The 15,676-nt window shown below is 61.8% G+C and carries 15 protein-coding genes; 6 read left to right on the top strand and 9 right to left on the bottom strand.

Features of this window, described 5'->3' with window-relative positions; translation table 11 throughout:
- Nucleotides 1–310: 310 nt before the first annotated feature.
- A complete protein-coding gene (locus AC1DXN_RS21685) occupies nucleotides 311–1,174 on the bottom strand; it encodes a bile acid:sodium symporter family protein (protein WP_477276100.1) in 864 nt (287 codons plus the stop codon).
- Nucleotides 1,175–1,416: 242 nt separating this feature from the next.
- Between AC1DXN_RS21685 and AC1DXN_RS21680 the strand changes: the two genes are divergently transcribed.
- The 5 genes from AC1DXN_RS21680 to rimO all read left to right on the top strand — a co-directional run bounded on the left by AC1DXN_RS21680 (nucleotide 1,417) and on the right by rimO (nucleotide 6,439).
- Nucleotides 1,417–3,153, top strand: a complete 1,737-nt coding sequence (locus AC1DXN_RS21680) for a hypothetical protein (protein WP_477276102.1) — start codon at nucleotides 1,417–1,419, stop codon at nucleotides 3,151–3,153.
- A 107-nt stretch (nucleotides 3,154–3,260) separates the two neighbouring features.
- Nucleotides 3,261–3,692, top strand: a complete 432-nt coding sequence (locus AC1DXN_RS21675; RefSeq protein WP_477276104.1) for a hypothetical protein — start codon at nucleotides 3,261–3,263, stop codon at nucleotides 3,690–3,692.
- A gap of 19 nt (nucleotides 3,693–3,711) precedes the next feature.
- The gene (locus AC1DXN_RS21670) at nucleotides 3,712–4,119 is read left to right on the top strand and encodes a DUF930 domain-containing protein (RefSeq protein ID WP_477246927.1); all 408 of its coding nucleotides are present in this window, start codon (nucleotides 3,712–3,714) and stop codon (nucleotides 4,117–4,119) included.
- 208 nt (nucleotides 4,120–4,327) lie between these two features.
- Nucleotides 4,328–4,987 carry a TerC family protein gene (locus AC1DXN_RS21665; RefSeq protein WP_477246929.1) on the top strand — a complete coding sequence of 220 codons (660 nt, stop codon included), beginning with the start codon at nucleotides 4,328–4,330 and terminating at the stop codon, nucleotides 4,985–4,987.
- A 138-nt stretch (nucleotides 4,988–5,125) separates the two neighbouring features.
- Complete coding sequence (gene rimO, locus AC1DXN_RS21660; RefSeq protein ID WP_477246931.1) at nucleotides 5,126–6,439, top strand: 30S ribosomal protein S12 methylthiotransferase RimO; 1,314 nt, start codon at nucleotides 5,126–5,128, stop codon at nucleotides 6,437–6,439.
- An 82-nt stretch (nucleotides 6,440–6,521) separates the two neighbouring features.
- On the opposite strand, the gene AC1DXN_RS21655 is transcribed toward rimO, so the two are convergent.
- On the bottom strand, nucleotides 6,522–6,965 hold the full coding sequence (locus AC1DXN_RS21655; RefSeq protein ID WP_477276106.1) for a hypothetical protein: 444 nt from the start codon (nucleotides 6,963–6,965) through the stop codon (nucleotides 6,522–6,524).
- 236 nt (nucleotides 6,966–7,201) lie between these two features.
- On the opposite strand from AC1DXN_RS21655, the gene AC1DXN_RS21650 reads away from it, so the two are divergent.
- On the top strand, nucleotides 7,202–8,308 hold the full coding sequence (locus AC1DXN_RS21650) for an acyltransferase family protein (RefSeq protein WP_477276108.1): 1,107 nt from the start codon (nucleotides 7,202–7,204) through the stop codon (nucleotides 8,306–8,308).
- Nucleotides 8,309–8,358: 50 nt separating this feature from the next.
- Here the strand turns inward: AC1DXN_RS21650 and AC1DXN_RS21645 are convergent, their stop codons facing one another.
- The 7 genes from AC1DXN_RS21645 to AC1DXN_RS21615 form a co-directional block, all read right to left on the bottom strand.
- Nucleotides 8,359–9,426: a BMP family ABC transporter substrate-binding protein gene (locus tag AC1DXN_RS21645; protein WP_477246937.1), complete on the bottom strand. Its 1,068-nt coding sequence runs from the start codon at nucleotides 9,424–9,426 to the stop codon at nucleotides 8,359–8,361.
- Nucleotides 9,427–9,475: 49 nt separating this feature from the next.
- The gene (locus AC1DXN_RS21640) at nucleotides 9,476–10,396 is read right to left on the bottom strand and encodes an ABC transporter permease (protein ID WP_477276110.1); all 921 of its coding nucleotides are present in this window, start codon (nucleotides 10,394–10,396) and stop codon (nucleotides 9,476–9,478) included.
- On the bottom strand, nucleotides 10,396–11,508 hold the full coding sequence (locus AC1DXN_RS21635) for an ABC transporter permease (RefSeq protein WP_477276113.1): 1,113 nt from the start codon (nucleotides 11,506–11,508) through the stop codon (nucleotides 10,396–10,398). The genes AC1DXN_RS21640 and AC1DXN_RS21635 overlap by 1 nt, the downstream gene beginning before the upstream one ends.
- Entirely contained in the window at nucleotides 11,505–13,082 is a 1,578-nt protein-coding gene (locus AC1DXN_RS21630) for an ABC transporter ATP-binding protein (protein WP_477276115.1), read from the bottom strand. The genes AC1DXN_RS21635 and AC1DXN_RS21630 overlap by 4 nt, the downstream gene beginning before the upstream one ends.
- 132 nt (nucleotides 13,083–13,214) lie before the next feature.
- The gene (locus tag AC1DXN_RS21625) at nucleotides 13,215–14,192 is read right to left on the bottom strand and encodes a quinone oxidoreductase family protein (protein WP_477276117.1); all 978 of its coding nucleotides are present in this window, start codon (nucleotides 14,190–14,192) and stop codon (nucleotides 13,215–13,217) included.
- Nucleotides 14,193–14,217: 25 nt separating this feature from the next.
- The gene (gene pcsA / locus AC1DXN_RS21620; RefSeq protein WP_477246946.1) at nucleotides 14,218–15,051 is read right to left on the bottom strand and encodes a phosphatidylcholine synthase; all 834 of its coding nucleotides are present in this window, start codon (nucleotides 15,049–15,051) and stop codon (nucleotides 14,218–14,220) included.
- On the bottom strand, nucleotides 15,048–15,662 hold the full coding sequence (locus tag AC1DXN_RS21615; protein WP_477276119.1) for a DUF1326 domain-containing protein: 615 nt from the start codon (nucleotides 15,660–15,662) through the stop codon (nucleotides 15,048–15,050). The genes pcsA and AC1DXN_RS21615 overlap by 4 nt, the downstream gene beginning before the upstream one ends.
- Nucleotides 15,663–15,676 lie beyond the last annotated feature (14 nt).

The following is a 15,676-nucleotide window of genomic DNA, read 5'->3' as shown; positions in this document are numbered from 1 at the left end:
GCATGCACATGTGAATGAACGGCTAAAAATTCCATTCCGATTCTTTGCAATGACGGAAGTAGCCGGCAATTTGTTTTCGCGCCGATAAACAACAGCAAGAAAAGATCCTTGTGCCGATCGCCTGGCGCGAGCTGAAATCAAGGAACTATGGAAGGCCCACCCAGAGTTCCGCAGGTGCCGGCTACTCCAATCTCTAAGTTGAGCGGTTCTCCTCCAGAGCGCAAAGCGCCTTCCGGTGCCTTCTGGATCGTCATTCGCAGAAGGATCGCGTATCCGCGCCGCCGCGGCAAACCGTCTGCAAAGACTTGGGCTATCTGGCCGATCTGTTCAGGATGAACACGAAAGCTGCGGCGGTGATGTAGGCAATCAGGGCGTAGATGGCCGGCGGCACGCCCATCTCGGGATTGTTGAGCAGGAATTCGCTGAGCGCGAGCGTGATGACGAAGGCGGCGTTGTGGATGCCGGTGGCCATGGCGACGGCGACCGCTTGCCGCCTTTCGAGGTGCAGTAGCACCGGTATGCCATAGCCGATCGTCATGCTTGCGAGGTTGAAGGCCAGGGCGGCAAGGCCGACGACCGGCCCCCAGGTGACGATCACGTCCCATTGGCTGACCGCCGCAAAGATAACGACTGCCGCCAGGAAAAGCGTCGCCAGCAGTTTGACCGGGCGCTCAAGGCGGTCCGCCAGCGTGGGATAACGGTGCTGAACCGCAATTCCGATCGCAGCCGGAACCAGGACAATGGCGAAAAACTGCAGGAACTTGTCGACCGGCAATGGCAGGATCTGTCCGGCGCCATAAAAATGCTGCAGCGAAAAATTGGTGATCAGCGGCACTGAAACCAACGCCACCAGCGAGGTGATCGCCGTCAGCGTCAGGCTGAGCGCCGTGTCGCCCTTGGCAAGGTGGGTATAGAGCACGGCCGTCGGTCCGCCGGGGCTGGCCGCGAGCAGCATCATTCCGACCGAGATTGCCGGCGGCAGTGCTGAAACGGAGACGATGCCGAAGCAGACGACCGGCAGCACGAGGATCTGCACGACAAGGGCGACCAGCAAGGTTTTCGGCCGCAAAAGGACTTGCGAAAAATCCTGGAGTTTCAGCGACAGGCCAAGCCCCAGCATGATGATGACGAGCGCCACCGGCAGGAAGATGTTGAAGGTGGCGCTGTGCTGCATGCTGGTGCTCCCCCGCTGACCAGCCAAGGTCCGCGAACGGATCTATTAGCGCAAAATAATGAATACGGAATTATTCGCCATTCCGGCCCGCCGCATCGGCACGCGCCGTCGGCAATCTGGCGTGCTGCCCCTGAGGCTGGATTGAGAAGCAGGTCACAGACGCTCGATCGCCTAGATGTCACAGATGAGGGCCGAGGCTGATCGGACTTCAGCGGTTGGCCTGGCCAAGGAGGGACAGTGTCATGGCCTGCCGTGAAGTGTCGACATGGGTCACCGAGAATGTCCTTGCTCCCGTGGAGCGGTTCATCACCGAGGCGCGCGAAGCCTGCGAGAATGTGACCACCTGGGTCGAGGAGCAGGTGCAGCAGCCGGTTGAGAACTGGGTCAGCAAGCAGGAAAAGCGCTGCCGCGAGCAGGATTGCGACTGGTGGTGCGCCTGCTGCAACAAGTGGTTCTGCTGGCTGGTTACCGTCGTGGTCCGGGTCGTCACCTGGGTCGTCGTCACCATCGGCAAATGGGTCACGCATCTGGTTTGCAAGATCGTCACCACGGTTGTCGGCATCGTCGTCGAACTGGTGCTGAAGGTGATCACCCGGCTCGTCACCTTCTTCGTCTGCCTGTTCGAGGATCCGGTGAAGGCGTTCTCGGCCCTTTGGGACCTGGTCAACGACGTCGTCGACGCGGTCGACGATGTGTTCGAACTGGTGGTGTCGCTGCTCGATGACGTGGCCGAAATCCTGCACGAGGTCGGCGACCTTCTGGGCTCGCTGGGCCGCACCTTCTGCATTTTCGGCGACGGCGCCTGCGCCTTCTTCGGCGCGATCTTCGGCGCCCTCGAAGGCCTGCTGGACTGGGCGGCCGATGTGGTCGACTGGGTGCGCGATACCGTCGAAGGCATCCGCGATCTGGTCATCGGCATCCTCAGTCTGGACTGGTGCCGCATCCAGAAAGGACTGGGCATCTTCAATGTCCTGCGGGTGATCACCAGTGTTACGCGCCTGCTCGGCATGGTGTTTTATGTCGGCCCGAGCGAGCTCATCGACAAACGCGGTCTTGAAACCATCATCGACGACGCCCTGTCGGCGGCACTGGCCAGGGATCCGGACCGGCTGGCGCGCTCGAAAGAAAGAGCACGCCTGGGCGGCGCTCCGATCGGCGTGCCCATGGAACTGGCGCCGCGTCGCATGGCAATTCACTCCAGCGAGTTCCTGCGTGAATTGCACCGTTCCGGCGCCCTCAATCTTTACGCTGTCGCCGGGCGCTTCACCGACTGCCAGGGTAAGGCGGCTTGGGAACAATTCGAGGGCGAGGTCGTCTACACCGGCACCAGGACGACGGTGACGAAAACCGATCTCGACGATTTCCTCGAACTCGGCGCCGGCGCCGTGCCTTCCTTCACCGCCTACCCGATCAAGCGGGATGCGTTCCGCAATCGACTGGAGCTTGCCCAGCGCAAGGGTTTTCAGGTCGGCATCAACTTCACATGGCCGTCGATCGGCGAGGTCGCGGTGACCGAGTCCCGCTTCGTCCCGCTCGCCAGTGACGAAAACGACGATGCCGTGCAGCAAGACCTGTTGCGGCTGATGGGTCGCCCCGACCGTGACGAGGACCTGCGTGTGGTGCCGGTGATTGCCCATTTCGGTTACGTCAGCACCAGTCTGCACGGCCTGACTTCATGGTTTCGACCGGCCCTGGGCGACGGCAGCCCGACCGGCACCACCTTCCGCGACCGCTTCCCGGAAGTCGTCTTTCAGTATGTCGCGATCCACGAGATCGGGCACTATGTCGGACTGAACCATGACGGGCACACCAGCCCGGCCGAGATCATGTGGAAGCCGGCGCTCGGCACCAATTGGGGTGAGACGATCGGCAATTACGGTTTTGGCAGCGGCGAGGCCAACTTCACCCGTGCCGACGCCGAGGCGGTGTGGCAGTGGATCACCACCACGCCCGAAGCGCTCGACAAGATCTTTCCTTGATGCAGGTCGCCCGAAAGCGCGCAGCGGTTTTGGGACGACATGCATGAAAACAAGGGCTTGAAGCGCGCCGCCGTCTGCACGCGGCGTGCTTTGGGGAGAAGACCACCATGGAGTACATAGTAGACAGCCTCGCCAGCCTGGAGCAGCTGCGTAGCGGCAAGCCGGCTATCCGGCGCATCCGGCTGGCCGGCCCGCTCGCCGATGAAGGCACCGAGCGCGCGTTGAACCGCGCTTACTTCGCCTGCGGCTGCGAACAGGGCTCGGTCACCGTCATGGCCGTCCTTGTCGGATCCATACTGCTCGGGCTACTCAGGGGGTTCGACGGCGCCCTCGCCTGGTGGTGCATCCTGCTCTATCTCGCCGCTGCCGCACTCATCGGCAAAGCCGCTGGGTTGACCCTTGCTCGTCTGCGGCTTGCCCGGCTCTACAGCCGGTTGAAGTCGCGTGCTGCCCCGTTTCCTGATCTGATCATGAGCCGGCCCCTTCCCCACGAACACGATGGTTTGACCGGATCGGACGCGCCCCAGAACGGCACATAGTTGATTTCTCCGACAAAATATGATGCTTCTCGCGCCCATGAAAAAGCTCTGCCTTATGGTCCTGGCGTCGGTGACGCTGGGTTTTCCGGCTTTCGCGATGGACAGTGCGCTACGCGCCGGCCTGCTGAAGCTAGACCCGCAAACCCGCCTCGAACAGCGATGTGACGCCGAAGTTCTGGATCGGATCACGCATGACGACAGCAAATTCAAAGCCGATCGTGTCGTCGCTTACGCCTTTTCGACGCCCGAAATGGGCGCCGACGCAATCAAGAGCCCAGGGGCTGCCTTTCGCAGCAAGGGGCAGTGGTACCGGCTGAAATTCAAATGCGAAACGGCGCCGGACCATATGGAAGTGCTACAGCTCCGTTACCGGATCGGCGACGAGATCCCGGAAACCGATTGGGCGAAATACAACCTCTACGACTAGAATTCGCCCTCTACGATTGGATTTGCCGGGATGAAGCGGTATTTCACCCGCTGTCGGCGATCGTCGTAGTCCGCCGCTTTGCCGCCGCAAAAGCCTGACGCGCTGATGTTGTTTCCGGCGGTGTCTTGACGCGCAGGAAGTATCCACGTTAGGGCGTCGGGATATCCGACGACGCACACTCGGCCAACGAGCAAGGGACTTCCAGTCGATGGACATTTTCAGCGCTGCCAGCCTGACCGCCCTGCTTCAGGTCATTGCCATCGACCTTGTGCTCGCTGGCGACAATGCCATCGTCATCGGCCTGGCCGCCGCCGGCTTGCCGGCCGAACAGCGCAAGAAGGCTATCCTCGTCGGCGTGCTGGCGGCAACGGTGCTGCGCATCGGCTTTGCCGCCATCACCGTCAAGCTGCTGGCGGTCGTCGGACTGCTGCTTGCCGGCGGCATCCTGCTTTTGTGGGTGTGCTGGAAGATGTATCGCGAGCTGCGCACGTCCCATGCCGATGAGCTGGAGGCGACCGAGGCGCTGTCTGATTCCGACCTCAACAGCGACAGAATGGTGGCCGGCAAAGCGCCGCGCAAGACGCTTGGCCAGGCGGCGCTGCAGATCGTCGTCGCCGATGTGTCGATGTCGCTCGACAATGTGCTGGCGGTCGCGGGTGCGGCGCGCGATCATTTTCCGGTGCTGGTCATAGGCCTTGTGCTGTCGATTGCCTTGATGGGCTTGGCTGCAAGCTTTATCGCCAAGCTGCTGCATCGCCACCGCTGGATCGCCTATATCGGCCTGGCGATCATCCTCTATGTCGCCGTCGACATGGTCTATCGCGGCGTGGTGGAAGTGTTGCCGCATGTGAACGCCGCGGTGGGCTGAAGCCACCGGCTCCGCGGTTTCGATAGATTCGTTTCGAAGGCAGATGCCGTGCGTTTCGCCGCATCTGCGGCGCGCCCATACCAATGCCGCAATAAGTGTGGTACTGCGCCGCCAATCCTGAAAACCCGGAAAACCGCTATGTCTGCCCCTCGCGTCAGTTTCGTCAGCCTTGGATGCCCGAAGGCCCTCGTGGATTCGGAGCGCATCATCACGCGCCTGCGCGCCGAAGGCTACGAGATCGCGCGCAAGCATGACGGCGCCGACCTGGTCGTCGTCAACACTTGCGGCTTCCTCGATTCGGCCCGCGACGAGTCGCTCAACGCCATCGGTTCCGCACTTTCGGAGAATGGCAGGGTCATCGTCACCGGTTGTCTCGGCGCCGAACCTGACGTGATCCGCGAACGGCACCCCAACGTTCTCGCCATTACCGGCCCGCAGGCCTATGAGAGCGTGATGGCGGCGGTGCATGAGGCGGCACCGCCCAGCCACGATCCCTATATCGACCTGTTGCCGCCGCAAGGCGTGAAGCTGACGCCGCGCCACTACGCCTATCTGAAGATTTCGGAAGGCTGCAACAACCGCTGCACCTTCTGCATCATCCCGGCGCTGCGCGGCGATCTCGTCTCGCGGCCGGCGGCGGATGTGCTGCGCGAAGCGGAAAAACTGGCCAAGGCCGGCGTCAAGGAAATCCTTGTTATCTCGCAGGACACCAGCGCCTACGGCATCGACATCAAGTACCAGACCTCGATGTTCGGCGACCGCGAAGTGCGGGCGAAGTTCCTCGATCTTTCGGAGGAACTTGGCAAGCTCGGCATCTGGGTGCGCATGCACTATGTCTACCCCTACCCGCATGTCGCCGACGTCATCCCGCTGATGGCCGAGGGCAAGATCCTTCCCTATCTCGACATCCCGTTCCAGCATGCCTCGCCGCAGGTGCTGAAGAACATGCGCCGTCCCGCGCATGGCGAAAAGACGCTGGAGCGTATCCGTGGCTGGCGCGAAGTGTGTCCCGATCTCGCCATACGCTCGACCTTCATCGTCGGTTTCCCCGGCGAGACGGACGAGGATTTCGAAATGCTGCTCGACTGGCTGGATGAGGCGAAGATCGACCGCGCTGGCTGTTTCAAATACGAGCCGGTCAGGGGCGCTCGTTCCAACGATCTCGGCCTCGAACAGGTGCCGCAAGAGATCAAGGAAGCGCGCTGGCACCGCTTCATGCAGCGCCAGCAGAAGATTTCGGCGACGCAGCTGGCCAAGAAGGTCGGCAAGCGCCTGCCGGTGCTGATCGACGAGGCGCATGGCACGTCGGCAAAGGGCCGGACCAAATACGATGCGCCCGAAATCGACGGTTCGGTGCATATCCAGTCGCGGCGTCCGCTGCGCCAAGGCGACATCGTCACCGTCAAAATCGATCGCGCCGACGCCTACGATCTGTACGGTTCAGCGGTCTAGATCAATCGGTTCGCCAAGTCCCTGTGGGATCGCAAGCTGCCGAAAGGGCGCCTTGCGGCGCCCTCGTTTTGGCAGCGTTTCGTCAGAGCTTCACTTGCTCGATTGCAGCCAGGGACCGATCGATGACCTGATTGAGGGTCTTGTCCAGCCGCGTGCCCGCCGAGCCGGCCGCTATCACCGACAGCCGTGCGGCAAATCCCAGATGGTAGTCCACGAACCATTCGGGATGCGGCTCGGGCTCCGGAATGGGCGGCCACCACGGGGGAAGCTTCGGAAGCTTCGGTCGCGTGGGGCACCAATCGTCGAGGTCGCTCAACAACGCTTTCATGTCGAGCCCGCCTCGCTCGGCGCCCCAGGCGTAGCGCACGAATTCGTCGGCGATTGCGGCGCCCAGCTCGTGAGGCGGGAGCGGCTGGGGATTGAGTGCGATTTGCGCAAGCCGCCACTGTGGTCCGTGCGGGATGACGTCGTAGAACGCGGGAATGCGTTTGCCGATAATGGCTAAGAGTTTTTTGCTCAATTGCATAAGACATTCTCCTGCTCAAATGAGTAACGTCGGCCGATTTCGTCAGGCCGCAAAATGAACATGTAAGTAAAAGGCAAATGCGTCTGTGAAGGCGGTCACGGAGCCGGGTTGCAGACATTGCGCCGGGCGCTCGGTCCGACGAAAAGACCGCGATTTACCACATTTCGCGATAGTTGCGGCCGTTTACCCTGTTTGGCCGCGACCTGCCTTATCGTTTCCAGGATGCGGAAACTCGGATGAACACCAAACCTGGCAGGCCGGATTACATCGCGACGCTGGACCTGCTGAGGCTGGCCGCGGCGCTGGCTGTCGTGTCTTTCCACTATTTCTTTCGCGGCTCCGCCGCCGGCGGCGTTCTCGCCGAGGGTTATCCGACAGTGGCGCCGATCGCCATCTACGGCTATCTCGGCGTCAATCTGTTCTTTCTGATCAGCGGCTTCGTCATTGCCTGGTCGGCGGAGAACCGCAATTGGCAACAGTTTGCAATCGCGCGCTTCGCCCGCCTCTATCCGGGCTTCCTGCTTTGCATGACGATCACCTTCGCGATTATCATCACTGTCGGTGCGCCACTGTTCTCAACCTCCTTGCGCCAATATGGCGCCAATCTGTCGATGTTCGCGCCGGCGCTGGGCCAGCCTTTCATGGATGGCGTCTACTGGTCGATCCTGCTCGAGCTTGTTTTCTACGGCTGGGTGACGCTCGCGCTGCTGTCAGGGGTTTTCCAGAAATGGAAGCTGGAGTTGATCCTCATCTGGCTGGCGATCGCAGCGCTGAACGAGTTCTTCGTCGACAGTCGCGCACTGAGGCTACTGTTCATCACCGAGTTCGGCCCCTTCTTCGCGGCAGGCCTGCTGGTTCACCATATCCATGCGCATGGCCGCTCGCCAAAAGCCTTGCTGCTGCTTGCGGCCGCCTTCCTGTTGTCCTGCTGCACGCTTTCGGTGACGCAACGCTGGATGCTCAATGAATATGGCATGGCCGTTTCGCAGACCCATCTCGTGGCCGCCAATGTCGTCATGCATACGGCGCTGATCGGCGGCGTTCTGTTGCGCAACCGTGTCAGGCCGTCCGCGCTGACGCTGGCGCTGGGCGGGCTGACCTACCCGCTCTACCTCCAGCACCAGAACATCGGCTATCTCGCGATCAATGCAGCAGCGCCTGTGGTCGGCAAATGGGCTGCCGCCTTGGGCTGCGTCGCTCTCATGCTCCTGGTTTCGGGGGTGATCTGGCACCATTTCGAACGACCGACCCAACGCATGGTCAAGATCTGGCTCGGTCGCGCGGTCGATGCCGTGCTCGCGCGATTTCGTCCGACCTCACCCGGCGCGCAGCCCGCCGAATGAAAAAGGGCGCCTCGCGGCGCCCTTCCCGTTCGATGTGTTGCCCGGCTTACTTACTGCGGAAGCTTGTCGTCGACACCCTTCACATAGAAGTTCATGCCGAGCAGAGTGCCGTCGTCGGCGACTTCGCCGTCCTTGAGCCATGGCGTGCCGTCCTGCTTGGCGACCGGCCCGGTGAAGGGGTTCCAGCCATCGGCGATCTTCTTCGAGGTTGCCTCGGCCATCGCCTTCACGTCGTCAGGCATGTTGGTGAACGGAGCGAGCTTGACGGCGCCGTCCTTGATGCCAAGCCAGACATTGTCGGGCTTCCAGGTGCCGTCGAGCGCGGCCTGGACCCGGCTGATGTAGTACGGACCCCATTCGTCGGTGAGCGAGGTCAATGCGGCGTTCGGCGCGAACTTGATCATGTCGGAGGACTGGCCGAAGCCGTGCAGCTTGCGCTCTTCCGCCACCTGCAGGGCAGCTGTGGAATCGGTGTGCTGGACGATGATGTCGGCGCCCTGGTCGAACAGCGCCTTGGCAGCGTCGGCTTCCTTGCCCGGATCGAACCAGGAGTTCACCCAGACAATCTTGGCCTTGAAGTTCGGGTTGATCGACTGCGCACCGAGCATGAAGGAATTGATGCCCATCACCACTTCTGGGATCGGGAAGGAAACGATGTAGCCGGCAACACCGGCCTTCGATTCCTTGGCGGCGATCTGGCCGAGCACATAGCGGCCTTCATAAAAGCGCGCGTTGTAGATGCCGAGATTGTCGCCGGTCTTGTAGCCGGTCGCGTGCTCGAACATCACCTTTGGAAATTTCTTGGCGACCTTCACTTCCGGATCCATGAAGCCGAAGGACGTGCCGAAAATGATCTTGCAGCCTTCGCGTGCCAGACGCTCGAAAGCGCGGTCGGCATCAGGGCCTTCGGAGACGTTCTCGAGATACGCGGTCTCGACCTTGTCGCCGAGCGCCTTTTCCACTTCGAGACGGCCCTGGTCGTGCTGGTAGGAATAGCCGAAATCGCCGATCGGGCCGGTGTAGACCCAGCAGGCCTTGAGCTTGTCGGCGGCTTGCGCCGACGCCGCCAGCGAGACAGCGGCCGTCGTGGTCATCAGGGCAATAAGCAGTTTTTTCATTGTGTTACCTCTCTGTGTTAGCCTTGGAGCTTCCCGTTTGTTTTTATTGTCAACGATCCGGAACGAATGGCTGCCCCAAGGAAGCCGGCGTGTTCATCATCGTCAGACGCTTGTTGCGCGAGATTAGAACGAGAACCACGATGGTTGCCAGATAGGGCAGCGAAGAAAGCAGCTGCGAAGGGACCGGAATGCCAAATGCCTGTGCATGAAGCTGGCCGATCCAGACCGCGCCGAAGATATAGGCGCCGGCCAGCACCCGCCACGGCCGCCACGAAGCGAACACGACCAGGGCCAGCGCGATCCAGCCGCGGCCGGCGCTCATGTTCTCCACCCATTGCGGCGTGTAAACCAGCGACAGGTGGCCGCCGGCAAGCCCTGCACAGGCGCCGCCGAAGATCACTGCGAGATAGCGATAGCGAATGACATGGATGCCGAGCGCGTGCGCCGAGGTGTGGCTGTCGCCGATCGAGCGCAGCGTCAATCCGGTGCGGGTCTTGAACAGGAACCACATGACGGCAGTGGTCAGCGCGATCGAGATGTAGAAGATCGGGTCCTGGCCGAACAAAAGCCTGCCGACGATGGGGATCGAGGTCAGGCCGGGAATATCGAGGTTGGGCAGCCGCTCGCCGGGTTGACCGACGAAACTGGTTCCCATCATGCCGGAAAGGCCGAGGCCGAGAAGCGTCAGCGACAGGCCGGTCGCCACCTGGTTGGTGGCCAGCGACAAGGTCATGACGGCAAATAGCAGCGAGAACAGCGCGCCCATGGCGATTGCCGCCAAAAGGCCGATCCAGGGCGAGCCGGTGAGATAGCCGGCGCCGAAGCCGCCGACCGCGCCCATGATCATCATGCCTTCGACGCCGAGATTGAGCACGCCGGAGCGTTCGACGACCAGCTCGCCGATCGCCGCGATGAGCAGCGGCGTCGCCGCCGTGGCGACGGTCAAAAGGATGTTGACGACGATGTCCATCAGCGGGCCTCCTCCAGCTTCGGTGCGGCTTCAAGTTTTGGCGCGGTAAAGCCGATCAGGCGAATGCGGTAGTGAATGAACGTGTCGCAGCCGAGCACGAAGAACAACAGCATGCCCTGGAACACGCGCGCCACCTTGTCCGAGATGCCGAGTGCGCTTTGAACCGCCTCGCCACCGAGATAGGTCAGCGCCAGCACAAGGCCGGCGGCGACGATGCCGAGCGGATTGAGCCGGCCAAGGAACGCCACGATGATGGCGGTGAAGCCGTAGCCGGGTGAAATCACCGGCTGCAATTGACCGATGGCGCCGGAGACTTCCGAGATGCCGGCAAGACCGGCCAGCGCGCCCGACAGCAGGAAGGCGAAGAACACCATGCGGTTCAGGCCGAAGCCGGCAAAGCGCCCTGCCCGCGGGCTTGAACCCAGCACGCGGACCTCGAAGCCTTTCAGCAGGCGGCTCATCAGGATCCAGATCAGCACCGCGGCAACCAGCGCAAAGACGAAGCCCCAGTTTGCCCGGCCGGCATCCGGCATCAATTCCGGCAAAACGGCCGAGTCGTTGAACTGGATGGTCTGCGGGAAACCATGGCCCTGCGGATCGCGCCACGGACCGCGCACCAGCCAGTCGAGGAACAGCTGGGCGACATAGACCAGCATCAGGCTGGTCAGGATCTCATTGGTGCCGAAGCGTGTTTTCAGCAAGGCCGGGATGGCCGCATAGGCCGCGCCGCCGACCATGCCGAACAACAGCATCATAGGCAGCACCAGGGGCCCTTCGAACTCCGGGAACAGCACCGGAATGATCGAGCCGAAAATACCGCCGAGGATGAACTGGCCTTCGGCGCCGATGTTCCAGATGTTGGCCTTGTAGCAGACCGACAGGCCGACCGCGATCAGGATCAGCGGTGCTGCCTTGATTGCCAGCTCATGCAGCTGCCAGACCTGGCTGATCGGCTCGATGAAATAAATCTGGAATGCAGTCAATGGGTTGACGCCAAGCAGAGCGAACAGAATCGCGCCAGCGATCATCGTCAACACGAAGGCGATGAAGGGTGACAGCGCCGAAAACAGCATCGAGCGTTGCGGCCGTTTGACGAGTTCGAGGCGCATCATGCCGTCTCCAGAGTGTGTTCGGCGTGGCCGGGCTCGGCACCGCCCATCAGCAGTCCGATCTTCTCGAAAGTGGCCTCGGCGATCGGCAACGGTTTTGACAGTTCGCCATTGTGCATGACGGCGATGGCATCCGATATCTCGAACAGCTCGTCGAGGTCCTGGCTGATGACGAGAACCGCCGAGCCGCTGCGCGCCAGCTCGATCAATGCCTGGCGGATGTGGGCGGCCGCACCGGCGTCCACACCCCAGGTCGGCTGGTTGACGACCATGACGCTGGGCTTGCGGTCGAGCTCACGGCCGACGATGAACTTCTGCAGATTGCCGCCCGAAAGGGCTGCCGCTTCGGGGTCCGGCGCGCTTTTACGCACGTCCATGGCCTCGATGATGCGTTGGGCAGCGCTGTAGATAGCGGCGCTTTTGACCACGCCGCCGGCGCCGACGAAAACCTTGCGGTCGGTGGCGTGGCGCGACAGAAGCAGGTTTTCCGAAAGCTTCATGCGCGGCGCGGCACCGTGGCCCAGCCGCTCTTCGGGGACGAAGGCAGCACCGATGAGCCGACGGCCGGTAATCGAGAGGCCACCCGCATCCTTGCCGCGGATGCGCACGCAGGCGATGTCCTGCTGCAGCACCTCGCCGGAGACGGATTCGAAGAATTCGCCCTGGCCGTTGCCGGCCACGCCGGCAATGCCGATCACCTCGCCGGCACGCACATTGAGATTGATGTTCTTCAGCGGGATCGAGAACGGCGTCGCCGGCTTGCGGCTCAGCGCGCGGATCTCAAGCAACGATTGGGCCGTCTCGATGCCCTCCGCCGGCGCCCGCACCACCGCCTGCACTTCGTTGCCGACCATCATACGGGCCAGCGACGAGGCGGTTTCCTCGCGCGGGTTGCAATGGCCGACCACCTTGCCATGACGCAACACGGTGGCGCGGTCGCAGATGCGCTTGACCTCTTCCAGCCGGTGCGAAATGTAGAGGATGGACTTTCCTTCCGAGCGCAAACGCTCGAGCGTCTCGAACAGTTTGTCGGCTTCCTGCGGTGTCAACACCGATGTCGGCTCGTCGAGGATGATGAGCTGCGGCGTCTGCAGCAGGCAGCGGATGATCTCGATGCGCTGGCGTTCGCCGACCGAGAGGTCGCCGACCAGCGATTCCGGATCGAGCGGCAGACCGTAGCTGAACGAGAGCGCCCTCGCCTTGGCGGCGATGGTGCTGATTGGCGACCCGTCATCCAGCGACAAAGCGATGTTCTCGGCCGCCGTCAGCGCCTCGAACAGCGAAAAGTGCTGGAAAACCATGCCGATGCCGAGTTTCTTTGCAAAGCCCGGGCTGGAAATCCTGACCGCCTGGCCGTTCCAGAAGATCTCGCCCGAATTGGGCTCGAGTGAGCCGAACAGCATCTTGACCAGCGTCGACTTGCCGGCGCCGTTTTCGCCAAGCAGCGCGTGGATTTCACCCCTGGCGATGTTGAGATCGACATGGTCGCACGCCGTCAGCGTGCCGAATATCTTGGTGAGCCCGCGAACCTCAAGCAAGGTCGCGTCGTCCTGATTTGCACTCACAGTGCCTCCCATCTGGTTTGCCAGATATGTTCTGTGTTCCCGCAAGCATGGTAGGCGCGGCCGGCTCCTGTCGGAAAGCGGCACACGACTTGAAAGAGCTTCAAGAATTTCAGCGGAAACTCAAGGGATAGCAAGGCTAGGGGACTAAGGGATGAGAATGGTGGTCCCGGTCGTCCTGCGGCCCTCCAGGTCTGAATGTGCCTTGCCGGCATCCCTGAGTGCGTAGCGCTGGTTGATCTTGATCTTGACGGCGCCGCTCAGCACGATGTCGAACAGCGCCTTGGTGGAGGTTTCGAGGGCTTCGCGTGTGGCGTTGTAGACGAACAGTGTCGGTCGGGTCACGAACAGCGAGCCCTTTTGCGCCAGCAGCGACATGCTGAAAGGCGGTATCGGTCCCGACGACTGGCCAAAGCTGACGAACATGCCGAGAGGCTTCAGGCAATCGAGCGAAGCGGGAAACGTGTCGTTGCCGACGGAATCATAAACGACATCGCATTTCTTGCCGCCGGTGATGGCGGCGACCCCGGCGACGAAATCCTGTTCGCGATAGTTGATGACATGGTCGAAGCCATGCGCCTTGGCGAGTTCGATCTTGTCGGTTGAACTGGCGGTGCCGATGACGGTTGCGCCAAGGTGTTTTGCCCATTGGCCGAGGATCAGCCCGACGCCGCCTGCGGCGGCGTGAAACAGGATGGTGTCGCCGGCCTTTACCTTGAAGGTGCGGCGCAGCAGATATTCCGCCGTCATGCCTTTCAGCATCATGGCCGCGGCCTGCTCGTCACTGATTCCGTCCGGCACCTTCACCACACGGTCCGCGGCAATCACACGCTGTTCGGCATAAGCGCCGACAGTGACGGCATAGGCGATGCGATCGCCCGGTCTCAGCCAGTCGACGCCTTGGCCGACTTCCAGCACAACGCCGGCGGCTTCGCTGCCCGGTGTCAGCGGGAAGCCGCCAGGCGGCGGATAGAGGCCCGAGCGATGATAAACATCGATGAAGTTGAGGCCGATCGCCGTGTGCCTGATCAGGATTTGCCCGGCGCCGGGTTGTCCGGGATCTGCGTCTTCATAGGTCAGAACCTCCGGACCGCCATGGGCGTGGATACGGATTGCCTTGGACATTGAACAGGCTTTCTTGGAATCAGGATCAGGCTTTGTCGGGATCATCTTTCCTGGCGCCAAGCGCCGGGAAGAACTGCATGATACCGCCGATGCAAGCGAGGTAAAGACCGGTGAAGGTGATGCCGACCTTGGTGAAGACACTGACCTGCTCGCCCAACACGCCGATCTGGTCGTAGAAGGCGGCAAGGGCGGCCTGCGCTAGCGCGAGCGCGCCAAAAGCGCACCATAGCAGCGTCATGCCGAGATTGAGCGGCCGCAGCCGCACCACGCGGACCGGATGGATAAAATTGATCGGCACGAAGGTGAGAATGCCGGCCGCCACGACGATGGCGAAAGAAACCCATTGTCCCGGTTCGATGACGAACAGCGTGAACACCACCATGTTCCAGACCACCGGAAAACCCTTGAAGAAGTTCTCCTTGGTCTTCATGCCAGTGTCGGCGTAGTAGATCGCGCTCGACACGACGATGATCGCCGCCGACAGGAACGACAACCGCTCGCCCATGAAGCCGCGCTGGTAAAGCGCGAAGGCCGGGATCAGCACATAGGTGACATAGTCGATGATGTTGTCGAGCATTTCGCCCGACCATGTCGGTAGGATTTCCTTGACCTCGAGCTTCCTGGCGATAGGTCCGTCGATGCCATCAACGAACAGTGCCAGGCCGAGCCACCAGAACATCGCCGTCCAGCGCTGCTCGCTTGCCGCGACCAGCGACAGGAATGCCAGGAACGAACCCGATGCAGTCAAGAGATGGACCGAAAACGCACGCGCCTGCGGCCAGGTGACTTTCTTTTTCGGCCTTGGAATCCGGTCCGCGATTTTCTTGGCCGTTTTCCTTGCCGTTGTGTTCTTGCTCACGGGCCCCGCCAGTCCAGCTTGCAGATTTCGGCCGAGCGGCCGGCAAAATTCCAGTTGCGGCCGAAAGCCCGCAGCTTGCTCTTGTCGGACCTGGCCACGATGATTTCCGGTGCGATCCAGTATTCCGAGTTGGCGATCACCGTATCCTTCTCGCGATCCTTGCCGGGAATCGGCGTCACCGCCCCGTCGATGATCCTCGGTATCTGGAAGATACGCGTCTTGTCACGCGTCTCATAGGTGATTGGCACCTGCTCGACACCAAGGAACTTTCCGACAAGGATGGAGAGCAGCGACGTGGTCCCGCCGGCCCTGCCGGTGAAAATCTTCGTCAGCGCCTTGACGGCATAGACCGAGGCGCGCTGGTCGATGAACAGGCCGGCCGTCCAGTTGCCGCGGCTCATATAGCCGGGGATTTCCATGATCAGCCCCAGATTGAGGCCGGACAGGTCGACCTCGCCGAAATGGCCGGCGTCGATGCGGAATCCCGCCCAGGTCTGGCAATAGCCCTCGGTCGGCGGATGGTTGCCGAGAGACAGCACGCAAGGGCAAAAAACCGTGCAATTGCAGGAGAGTACGAGCTCTCCTTTCATTGCCCAGCCGTGATCTGCCATCGAAATTCTCTCCC

Source organism: Mesorhizobium sp. P2_H9 (genome assembly GCF_056403215.1).
The sequence above is the reverse complement of the archived record's forward strand: the minus strand, read 5'-3'. Positions and strand labels throughout refer to the sequence as shown.